The organism is Peribacillus sp. NPDC060253, from assembly GCF_042727425.1.
GTDB lineage: Bacteria > Bacillota > Bacilli > Bacillales > DSM-1321 > Peribacillus.
This window is the reverse complement of the sequence record NZ_JBHXAS010000056.1, coordinates 22000-32450: the sequence shown is the minus strand read 5'-3', so window position 1 is coordinate 32450 and position 10451 is coordinate 22000. Positions and strand designations below refer to the sequence as shown.

The window sequence follows — 10451 nt, the reverse complement described above, 5'->3', positions numbered from 1 at the left end:
CGGAGGTTTGCCGCTTGCTTCCTTCAGATTCCACGTCACCATGGACACCCTTGCATTAAGCTAACCATTACTACTGCCTTCATGGTTCGGGACTCGCACCCTATAGATTGCACCCATGCCGGGCGCACGAAAGAGCTGCCTTAAAGACAGCTCTGATTTTCAGCTAACGCACCTGTTCGTATTATAAGGTCATCCAGAAAATATTTCTGGTTGACCATTTTTTATATCGATATATGATAACCGTAGCCGGGGTAGAACGTCCGCACCTGTGGGACTTGATCCCGTCAACTAAACAGTTCGCCCCCTACTTGTAGAAACATGATTGAGGCTGGTTGGGACTATGATCTCGTATAACAAGCGAAGCTATGATACTGCAAGAAGGAATTGGGGTACCGGTGATTTTATATTAGGAGGAGATAATTTATGAATCCAGTAGTTGGTCTGGATGTGGCAAAAGGGGAAAGTCAGGTTCAAGCTTTCTTGGATAAAAAGCAGCCTTACAAAAAAGGCTTTAAAGTAGCACATACTCTTGAAGGGTTAGCTAGTCTTCTTGACTTTATTAGAGAAGTAGAAAATGTATCCGGGGGACGGCCTCCCATTGTATTAGAATCCACTGGACATTATCATACACCAGTTGTCCAGTATTTCGAGGATAGAGGGTACTTATTGATTATCGTAAATCCACTCATATCGTATCGAGCTAAGAGTTCTAGTTTACGCAAGGTAAAGACAGATGTCATTGACGCTCGTCATCTCTGCGAGCTGTATTATAAAGAGGACTTAGAGCCTTATAAACAGCGAGGAATCCAGCTCTTAAACTTACGTAACCTTACAAGACAGCACGGAAATATTACAGGCATGTTTGTACAAACTAAATTACAATTTCAAGCAGTTCTGGATCAAGTGTTTCCTGAATACCATGGGGTTTTTGGGGACTTACATTCATATGTTTCTTTACTAACTTTACAAGCATTTCCTACATCAGAAGAAATCATAGATACTGGTGAAGAGACAATCGCCAAGAAAATAAAGGAATTATGTAAAAGTCGTTCGCAAAAATGGGCAGACAGTCAGGCAGAAAAACTGATGGCCGCCGCAGCTCAAAATCCATTTCAGAAAAACTTATATCATAGTCTGATCTTAAGCCTGGATATGTATATTAATATGCTTCTTGAATACAAAAAGCATCTATCCAAGCTTGAAGATGAGATAGATGCTTTAGCAAAAGGTATTGAAGAGTGTAAGATTATCCGATCGATCCCTGGTATCGGTGAAAAAATCGCAGCCACGATAATTTCTGAAATTGGGGAAATTGATCGGTTTAATCACCCTAAGAAACTGGTTGCATTTGCCGGAATCGATCCAAGTGTCTTTGAATCTGGTACATTCAAAGGTACTTTAAATCGGATTACCAAAAGAGGTTCTAGTAGGCTACGACACGCCTTGTATATGGCTGTAAAATGTGCCATTCGTGATTGTCGCAAAAAGAAAACGACAGATGAAATCATTCCTCGTAACAAGAGATTACGAGAGTTTTATGATAAGAAACGTGAGGAAGGAAAGCCCTTTAAAGTAGCTGTGATAGCATGTGCCAATAAATTCTTACATTGGATTTATGCACTTTTAAAAAGCAAATCGACTTTCCAAGATCTAGCCTAGTTTTAAAGTATAACTAAACAGTCCAAAACTTTCCAAACACAGAACCTTGGAAGGTTATTTGGCATACGCAAATTTAGTATAACATGAAAAATTTTAAGTGTTTATTGAAAAATGTTGACAAACTATTGGCTGGTTTAGTTCTATAAGAAATTCAGCTTATAAGTCCTTTTAACTATCTTTTATTGTAGTGTTTAGTGTTTTAGCTGGTATAAGTGTAGGTTTGGAATAAAGTTTCAGTTGTTGTTTTTTTATAAAATGGTACCGCCAACATTTTAACGAAAATATACGCTAAGCTACATACTGAAGATAAAATACCGGTATCCTAAACGCTAAGGATTTACCGGTATTTTGTGTATTAGGGGTAATACCTGCAAAACTGTCCCTAGTGGCAAATAAACAATATTAATAAATGGAATAGTAATGGTGGCATAGTTTGCAAATATGTTGAGATTCGCTGCAACAAACTCAATCACTTTAAATTGACTGGTTGTTGTTGTGTAACACAATGAATCATACCACCATCTTTATAAAGCTCCCTTACATCAATACCAATTACCTTACGATTAGGGTATAGTTTTTTGATCATATCGTTTGCTTTTTTGTCATTAGGATCATTATAATTCGGAACTAATACAACTGTATTCCCAATATAAAAATTTATATATGAACCTTTGTATCCCAAATTCTTTCCATTATCTAAAATTACATTATTTTTACTGATTGGTAAATACACATACTGATAAGGCTTGTCGAAGGCATTATTTGCATTCATTAATGTTTTAATATCCTTATTTGAGACACCCCATTCTTCTAAATCATCTTTTTTCATTGTTATGATTGTAGACTTATCATGAAATTTAGCAAAACCATCAATATGAAAATCTGTAATATCTAGGTTTGGTACGCCATCTAACCAAATAAAGTTGGTAGCACCAAGATTTTCTTCTATATACTCCTCAATTTCTGCTTCTGATAAATTAGGGTTTCGATTTTTATTAGTAACAGCACTACGTGTCGATAAAAAGGTACCATTACCATCTAGTTCAAATGCTCCACCTTCAAGTACAACACTATTTAGATTAATTCTTTCCATACCTAACTGCTTACTAAGAACACTTGGTATTAATGCATCTTTTTTGTATGGCGTTTTCTTACCCCATCCATTAAATCCCCAGTCCATGAGTTTTAAATTGTTATCTTTATCGTATACAAAAATTGGTGCTGTATCTCTTGCCCATACATCGTCAGTAGGAACAATATAGAAGTCAATTTTGGCCATATTTATGCCCTCATCATACAGAAGATCATAAATATAGTTCTTTTCATATTCATCATAGGCGATAATATGAACATTTTCTCCTTCGCTCAGGGCAGCTGTCATCTCGATCCAAATTGGTTCAACCTTTTCTTCATAGCCTTTACCATATGTAAAGGTATGAGGCCATTGCAACCACGTACCTTCATGTTTGCTGCTTTCATCGGGCATTGTGTATTTACCTACGTATTGTTTTTTCACGAATTGACTCTCTTCAACCTTACTTGGATTACACCCTCCCATTATGATCCCAGTCGTTAATACAGCCCCTGTGCAAAGTACAATTATCTTTTTCATATCCAAGATCTCCTTATGTTGTGATAACTTTCTCTTGGAAGTAGAATAAGCTTTGACATAGTGTCAAGGTCAAGCAATTATTGCATTGCTTTTTTGATGACGGGGAAGCTAATTTGCGTCACATACTCCTCTACATGACAGTCACATTCTGAACCTTTCAAGTAGGTTTCATAAGGCGGACCATCCAAAGAGTAGCCGTTACTTTCTGTCCACTCTTCAAGTGCCATATGTGCGTATCCAATATAATCATAACTTCCGATATGCAAGGTAGTAGCAATAATCTTTTGGGGGAGTTTTTTTATTTGCCATTCCCTTGATATTTTTTCTTCATTTCTATGAATGATCGGAATCATTAATTCAATATCGCTGTGGTCAGGGGTAAACTCTTCATCAAAAAAAATGGCAGACGGAACACCAAGTAACTGAATACTACTTTCTTCCGCCTTATCGTAAAAGGAATCAATGTACCTGTCCATGTCAGCAATTTTAATCTGCAACCTTTGACTTATTACACTAATTTCATTTCGCATTCCAAGCAATATATCATACGATCTTCTTTCTCCTCGTATTAAATCCACTTTTTTTTCAATCATCTCTTGCATTTCTGCAATGATCTGTCTATATCGATTCAACTCGTTTGATATTTCATTTATTTTCGCGTGTATCATTTCGATAAACAATGTACTGTCTGACGACTGAAGGATGGTTCTAATTTCTGGCAGGGAAAATCTATATTCTTTCAGTTTCTTGATTAGTAATGCCGTTTCTAATTGACTCTTCTCATAATATCTGTACCCGTTTGTTGTATCTACATGGACTGGTTTCAAAAGTTCTTCCTTGTCATAGTGTCGTAACATGCGAGCACTCATTTTGCAAAGCTGAGAAAATCTGCTGATTGTGTACATATTTCTCCCTTAGTGTGCTGATATTTTTTAGGCAATTGGCTCGGTAGTAAATCGTCTTGAGCTTATGATATCAATAGCCTCTCTCAAAAAGCAAGGTAAGCTCCAGGAAGAACTACTAAACCATATTTCGTCACTTGGATGGTAACATATCAACTTTTTAGGCGAAAACAAGTTCACTTTCAGACAGAATACGTCTCTTAATTCATTGCGTCCACTTAAAGAACAAGAGATTGAATGACCGGTTGGTCTGGCTTACCATCCCGGACCAACTTAAAATAAGAAAAAACGCCAAGCCGGACATGAGCGAGGGCTTAGCGTATATTTTCGTCAAAATTTTGGCTGGACCCCATAAACGGTTAATCTTTGTTTTAAACCATCAATACGGTATGTTTTTACTTTCAGTTAGGTTTAGGCTTAGTTTTATCAAGTTGCTTATCACAAAAACAAGTGGATTTCCCCAGCTTTATCAATGTTTATCGATATTACTTTGAAACATGCAAGTGACTGGTCATGCCCAGGAGACTACTGCAACGCAATTAATTAGTTATATATTTAAGGAGGTAAACAACCTGTTCGACACAAAATTTGTAATTGTTTTACACGAAGATTTAGAAACGTTGCAGAAACTAAATGTGACTGCTTTTTTAACTTCAGGAATCGCAGGTACCCAATCAGATTTAATTGGTATAGTCTGTTAAATGCTTTAGCTAGAGCCGGCAATAAAATTATTCCTTCAAATTATAACTTTGTTTCTAACCAGTAAAACATTAGTGGGTAGGCTAACGATATTTGATTGGTCTAGTGAAGGAACGTTGAAATATCTAAAAGGTGCCAGTGGTTCTAAACTTTTAGCTGAAGACATCATTGCATCTGTAGAAAAATAATTCTTAAATTTCACATTTTCAAATATTAAAATGGCCGAAAAATCAAATTGATTTTCGGCCATTCTTATTCCTTATTCTTTGGAGGGAACTTTCCAACTCATTTAAATGTATGGAATCATTATTTATTTATTTTGTAAGTCTATTATTTTTAATTTACGAGACCATTTAACCGCTGGAATGTGTAATAAAGAGTTCCTTTATTTGATAATATGCACTTATTTTAAGTGCTATTTTGCACGTATTACTGGTCATTCATTTACTGGTCCTTTTCTTAACCAATTAAAAACTCTAAGGTTCTCTGTACCTCAAGCAAAGTCAAGTGGATAATTCCTGCTGTTATCCATTAGAGGGTTAACAAACTACAATACGTAAAAACTCCCCTTTTAAAATCAACTGAAATCAACGCATTTCACAAACGTTTATAACGGCTTTGTATTAGAAGAAACTCCATCGTTCGAGAAAGTGTACCTTTTCAAACAGGGGTATGAATCTACCCTGAACAACTTTAAAAGAACAATCCTGCATCTTCATTTTCTTGAGATTTTATCTGTAAGTAAAGGTGTACTCCAAATAAACAATAAGCTAAAAAATTAGCATAGATGCCAGAATTATCCATACGCCTCTCGCGGATTTGTACGTTCGTATAAACGTATACGAAGTATTCTGAAAAAAAGAGTTGACATAAAACTTGTATTTAACTTAAAGTATAGCTTATACAACAAAAAGTTTCCTAAAGGAAACTTTTTAGAAGGGGGTCAAGTAATGTCTAATGAGAAAAAGGTTTCCCGCAGAGATATTTTAAAGATGGGGACTGCTGGTGCGTTTGGGATAGCTGGATCTTATTACTTAAATAAAGTGGCACAATTTCCAACTGTGGCTCAGGCATCCAATGATTCGTCTCACAAGCATGGTAATCACTCCAATCATGCAAATATGAGTGATAAAACAAAAACCACAGGTTATAAAATGGCAGAACGGCTCCTTACTGAGTTTGATTATGGAAAAGTTACCAAGTTGCCAAACGGGCAAACACTCCGGGAATATGAAGTCGAGGCAATTGATAAAGAAATTGAAATTGCCAAAGGAATTAAATTTCCAGGCTGGACTTATAACGGAACTATTCCAGGACCAACTTTTCGTTGTACCGAGGGGGACCTTTTGCGGTTTCACTTTATTAATAAGGGCAGCCATCCCCACTCCATTCATTTTCACGGAATCCATCCTCCAGAGATGGACGGTTTAACTTCCATTTATCCTGGACAAAAATTCACGTACGAATTTGAAGCAAAGCCATACGGATTACAAATTTACCATTGCCATGTACTCCCCCTAGCTCGTCATATCCATAAAGGCTTATACGGTAATTTTATTATTGATCCAAAGAAGCCAAGAGAGCCGGCAATAGAGTTAAATATGGTTATGAATGGCTTTGATTTGGATTTAGACGGCGAAAACGAGTTTTATACGGTGAATGGCTATGCCTTCGCATTTATGAATCACCCTATTAAAATCAAAAAAGATCAACTCGTAAGGATCTATCTAAGTAATTTAACAGAATTCGACTTATTAAATTCGTTTCACTTGCATGCGAATTACTTTACGTATTATCCAACCGGGAGAAACGATAACCCCTCTCAGTTCACAGATACCATCATGCAATGTCAGGGAGAACGTGGAATTATTGAAGTTCGGTTTCCATACAAGGGAACATATATGTTTCATGCCCATGTAAGTGAATTTGCTGAGTTAGGGTGGATGGGATTCTTTGAGGTCGAGTAAAAAAGGAGGGATAATATGAAGAGCAAATGGTTAATTACTGTTTTAATACCGTTAGTATTACTTATAGGGGTGCTAGGATGGGTGCTGAAGAATGGAGCAGGTGTAGAAAAAGATCCTGCAGCACCGATAGAAGTCTTGAACATAGAACGAATCAAGGTAACTAAAATCGGTTTCGAACTATCTGTCAGTAATACCGGACCCAAACCCTTAACGATTTCTCAAGTGATGGTTAATGATTCGGTGTGGAATTACACTGTCTCTCCTCAAGCAAAACTTGAACGATTTGACGAGGGAAAGGTGACCATCTCTTACCCATGGGTGGAAGGTGACCCACATACAATTAAGTTAATCACTGAGAATGGGATAATCACGGAAGGCGAAGTAGCAGCTGCCACACTCACTCCAGAAACCAACTGGAGCAACTTTCTTAATTATGGCTTAATCGGATTTTACGTTGGAATTGTCCCGATTACATTGGGGTTGTTGTGGTATCCCTTTATGAAACGTTTCTCACGAAAATCTATAAATGGGATTCTTGCCCTTACCGTTGGGCTCCTTTTATTCTTATTTGTTGGGACTCTGGCTGATGGGTTCGAAATTGGTGCAGAAGCTCCTTCAGTCTTTCAGGGAAATATGATTGTCATAATTGGGGCTTCCTTAACCTTCTTATTATTAATCGGTTTTGATCAGTATCAACAAAGAAAACAAGAAAAGAAAGGATATTCTCCTTTTGGTCTGGCTTTGTTGATGGCTACCGGAATAGGACTTCATAACTTTGGTGAAGGGTTGGCAATTGGTTCTTCCTTTGCACTAGGTGAAGCTGCTTTAGGGACCTTTTTAATCATCGGGTTTACCCTTCACAACATTACGGAAGGGATTGGAATAGCTGCTCCTTTATTAAAGACCACACCTCGATTCAGGGACTTTCTTTTACTGGGGGTCATCGCAGGTGCACCCGCCATTGTAGGTACTTGGGTTGGCGGATTCATCTTCTCACCAATTTTGGGAGCTTTGTTCCTAGGTATTGGAGCAGGAGCAATTCTTCAAGTAATTTATGTAATAACGAAAATGCTCATTGAAGATCATAGAAAACATAATGAAGCATCTGTTTCATGGTTAAACCTTTCTGGATTCGCGATCGGACTATTAATCATGTACTTTACTGCATTTTTTGTGAAATATTAAGGGATGCCTTACTATTGTTTGGACCCATAAACAATCCCCGAACTTGTTAGAGCTATTGTTGAATTAAAAATTAACCAATGCTGCTAAAACTAATTAAAAGGAGCGTCATTGGTGATGAAACTTGGTAAGAAGATGGATTTAAAAGATTTTTTTTACTGAAGTTATTCTAAAAATGATCATAAGTCTAAAAGAATTACAAAATTTAATTACTTGGGGGAAATAAAATGCTTCAAAGTATAGGTATACCCGGTTTAATTTTAATACTTGTCATTGCCTTGATTATTTTTGGACCTAAAAAGCTGCCGGAAATCGGTCGGGCCTTTGGACGTACTTTAACTGAATTCAAGAGTGCGACCAAGGGATTAGTATCTAATGAAGATAAAGAGGAAGAGGAAAATCCTGAGTTAACGAATGTTGAAAAGAAGCAGGATAAATCAGGTGATCCACTTTTGGGTTCAATCAAAAATCAACTTTAATTGATAAAAAAAGATGAGGCAATGCCTAATAATTAAAACTGTTACTGCTTTTTGATTTTTAGAATATCAACATTAATATCCATCCATGTAGAAATACAAACACCTTTCAAACACTCCTTATGTTCTTAATCTGATACGACAATAGATAGGCATAATCTATCCTTGTTTTTCTTCTGCTAACCTGCCCCTTTAGTTGAAGATGGAAAAACCCTGTTGCATACCCAACAGGATTTTTTATGAACATTATTATCCACATTAAATGATTAGCTTCTTGATCACCTTCACCTAATCCGTTACAGTATCTTTCCATCTAAGTTTTCATTTTTATTCCAACAAACAAACATTCCACTTTAAGAATCGGTTTTCTTGATAATAAAAATATAATAGTTACAGGTATGACTAATAAAACATAATATTGGCCACTCTCTTTGATCCAATCATAAATAAATGAGTTATAAACATATTCTAAAATAAACATATGAAAAAGATATATAACTAATGTAATGGATCCTATTTCAGTAAAGAATAGATGTTTTCTAGGTACAATACAAAGAAAACAATAAGTTGCTGCTCCCATTAATAAATAAACGAATAATTTATATATAAAACCGAACGCAATGGAACCTTCCATTAATTCCTCATAGCCTAAACGGCCATAAAGCCACTCTCTCCATGTAATGTCACCAAAGAAATAAATACCGGAAAAGATTAATCCTAGTACAACCCAGCCTATTATGGCATTACTCTTCTTTTTAACCCAATCAAAATGTTTTCTTTCTAAAAAATGACCGACTAAAAAGAAAGGAAAGAAAAAGAATGTTCTCGACAAACTTAACCATTCATTTACTTCTCCAATGTAGCCAATTATTAAAGATACAATTATTGAAAAAATAAGTCCATATTTCCTTGAGGAAAATACTAGCAAAAATAAGTTCCAACAACATAAACTTATTAAGAACCATAATGCCCATCTTGGAGTTAGAATCGTAAATTCAAGTGGTTCATTAAATAACTTCTGATAATATAAAGTATAAATCACCTGGAATATTATATAGGGAATTAATATTTTCTTTATCAGTACCCAGAGGTCCCTTTTACTTTTCATCTTTCTTGAAAAATAACCCGATACTAAAATAAAAGCTGGCATATGGAATGAAAAAACAAACAAATAAACAGTTAATATCCATTCGTTTTCTGCTACCATTCTAGCTAATGTGTGTCCCAAAACTACTAGTATGATTAAAATGGCTTTCGCATTATCAAAATAAGGATCACGTTTCATAAAAATTCCAGCCCCCTATGATGCAACTTACTAATTATATCTCCTGATAGTCAAATTCAACCTGGTAAATTTTTAATCTTCGCACATACAAAAAAACTTTACAAAAAGATTTATAACCTTAGAATGCATCCCCCTTCTTTGATTCCATCTTGCTAATGAGGAATCATAATTAAGGGTAGATTACGAAAAAAAACAAATAACAGCCAGTCTCTTTTTTTAAAAAGATCTGGCCGTTTTCTCTATTAAACTCTTTTAGCTCCTAACTATCTTTTTTCTAATAACTTTTAGCTAATACTTAGACTGGATGTGGATCTATGTAGGAATTGAATATCCCCGAAATAAATATCCGCATGCTCTTGGAAAGTGACATCTGCACTTTTTTTGACAACGTATTTAAGGTAACCTCCAATAAATTCTCTTTTTCTTTATTATATCACCCTAGAGTGACACAGATATTTACTTGAATTTACATTAACATTACAAAATTAAGAAGAAAGCGTGAGTTGTAAATAACAAATGTGAACAATCATTAAGAGTTAGGCGAGCATCTTTGAACTCCTTCACAGCTGTAGTACGTTTCAACCCCTATCGCTTTTCTATCTAATTGATAAAAACCTTTACCCTGATTGGGTAAAGGTTTCTAATTTTTATTGTTACATCACATAGTGT

9 protein-coding genes are annotated in these 10451 nt (G+C 35.7%); 5 read left to right on the top strand and 4 right to left on the bottom strand.

Annotation, left to right across the window (positions count from 1 at the left end; all coding sequences use genetic code 11):
• The first annotated feature begins 423 nt into the window (after positions 1–423).
• A complete protein-coding gene (locus ACFWE9_RS15415) occupies positions 424–1659 on the top strand; it encodes an IS110 family RNA-guided transposase (protein WP_377357542.1) in 1236 nt (411 codons plus the stop codon).
• 469 nt (positions 1660–2128) lie between these two features.
• On the opposite strand, the gene ACFWE9_RS15410 is transcribed toward ACFWE9_RS15415, so the two are convergent.
• Positions 2129–3217, bottom strand: coding sequence for an agmatine deiminase family protein (locus ACFWE9_RS15410; RefSeq protein ID WP_377357544.1), 1089 nt, complete (start codon positions 3215–3217; stop codon positions 2129–2131).
• Positions 3218–3348: 131 nt separating this feature from the next.
• Positions 3349–4176, bottom strand: a complete 828-nt coding sequence (locus tag ACFWE9_RS15405; protein ID WP_230162555.1) for a MerR family transcriptional regulator — start codon at positions 4174–4176, stop codon at positions 3349–3351.
• 494 nt (positions 4177–4670) lie between these two features.
• Between ACFWE9_RS15405 and ACFWE9_RS15400 the strand changes: the two genes are divergently transcribed.
• Entirely contained in the window at positions 4671–4874 is a 204-nt protein-coding gene (locus ACFWE9_RS15400; protein ID WP_377357540.1) for a DUF2000 family protein, read from the top strand.
• A gap of 35 nt (positions 4875–4909) precedes the next feature.
• On the opposite strand, the gene ACFWE9_RS15395 is transcribed toward ACFWE9_RS15400, so the two are convergent.
• Positions 4910–5122 (bottom strand): hypothetical protein, encoded by a 213-nt coding sequence (locus ACFWE9_RS15395; protein WP_377357538.1) that lies wholly within the window; start codon positions 5120–5122, stop codon positions 4910–4912.
• Between the two features lie 700 nt (positions 5123–5822).
• On the opposite strand from ACFWE9_RS15395, the gene ACFWE9_RS15390 reads away from it, so the two are divergent.
• The 3 genes from ACFWE9_RS15390 (at position 5823) to tatA (ending at position 8500) form a co-directional block, all read left to right on the top strand.
• On the top strand, positions 5823–6839 hold the full coding sequence (locus ACFWE9_RS15390) for a multicopper oxidase domain-containing protein (protein WP_377357536.1): 1017 nt from the start codon (positions 5823–5825) through the stop codon (positions 6837–6839).
• A 15-nt stretch (positions 6840–6854) separates the two neighbouring features.
• Positions 6855–8024, top strand: a complete 1170-nt coding sequence (locus tag ACFWE9_RS15385; RefSeq protein WP_230162563.1) for a ZIP family metal transporter — start codon at positions 6855–6857, stop codon at positions 8022–8024.
• A gap of 224 nt (positions 8025–8248) precedes the next feature.
• Positions 8249–8500 (top strand): twin-arginine translocase TatA/TatE family subunit, encoded by a 252-nt coding sequence (gene tatA, locus ACFWE9_RS15380; protein WP_230162565.1) that lies wholly within the window; start codon positions 8249–8251, stop codon positions 8498–8500.
• Between the two features lie 310 nt (positions 8501–8810).
• Here tatA and ACFWE9_RS15375 read toward each other — a convergent pair whose 3' ends face one another.
• Complete coding sequence (locus tag ACFWE9_RS15375) at positions 8811–9782, bottom strand: acyltransferase family protein (protein WP_377357534.1); 972 nt, start codon at positions 9780–9782, stop codon at positions 8811–8813.
• Positions 9783–10451 lie beyond the last annotated feature (669 nt).

What these genes read in the sequence shown, in the direction of transcription:
- ACFWE9_RS15405 (WP_230162555.1), bottom strand. Translation starts at nt 4,176, where the DNA reads ATGTACACAATCAGCAGATTTTCTCAGCTTTGCAAAATGAGTGCTCGC.
- ACFWE9_RS15385 (WP_230162563.1), top strand. Translation starts at nt 6,855, where the DNA reads ATGAAGAGCAAATGGTTAATTACTGTTTTAATACCGTTAGTATTACTT.
- tatA (WP_230162565.1), top strand. Translation starts at nt 8,249, where the DNA reads ATGCTTCAAAGTATAGGTATACCCGGTTTAATTTTAATACTTGTCATT.
- ACFWE9_RS15410 (WP_377357544.1), bottom strand. Translation starts at nt 3,217, where the DNA reads ATGGGAGGGTGTAATCCAAGTAAGGTTGAAGAGAGTCAATTCGTGAAA.
- ACFWE9_RS15395 (WP_377357538.1), bottom strand. Translation starts at nt 5,122, where the DNA reads ATGGCCGAAAATCAATTTGATTTTTCGGCCATTTTAATATTTGAAAAT.
- ACFWE9_RS15375 (WP_377357534.1), bottom strand. Translation starts at nt 9,782, where the DNA reads ATGAAACGTGATCCTTATTTTGATAATGCGAAAGCCATTTTAATCATA.
- ACFWE9_RS15400 (WP_377357540.1), top strand. Translation starts at nt 4,671, where the DNA reads ATGCAAGTGACTGGTCATGCCCAGGAGACTACTGCAACGCAATTAATT.
- ACFWE9_RS15415 (WP_377357542.1), top strand. Translation starts at nt 424, where the DNA reads ATGAATCCAGTAGTTGGTCTGGATGTGGCAAAAGGGGAAAGTCAGGTT.
- ACFWE9_RS15390 (WP_377357536.1), top strand. Translation starts at nt 5,823, where the DNA reads ATGTCTAATGAGAAAAAGGTTTCCCGCAGAGATATTTTAAAGATGGGG.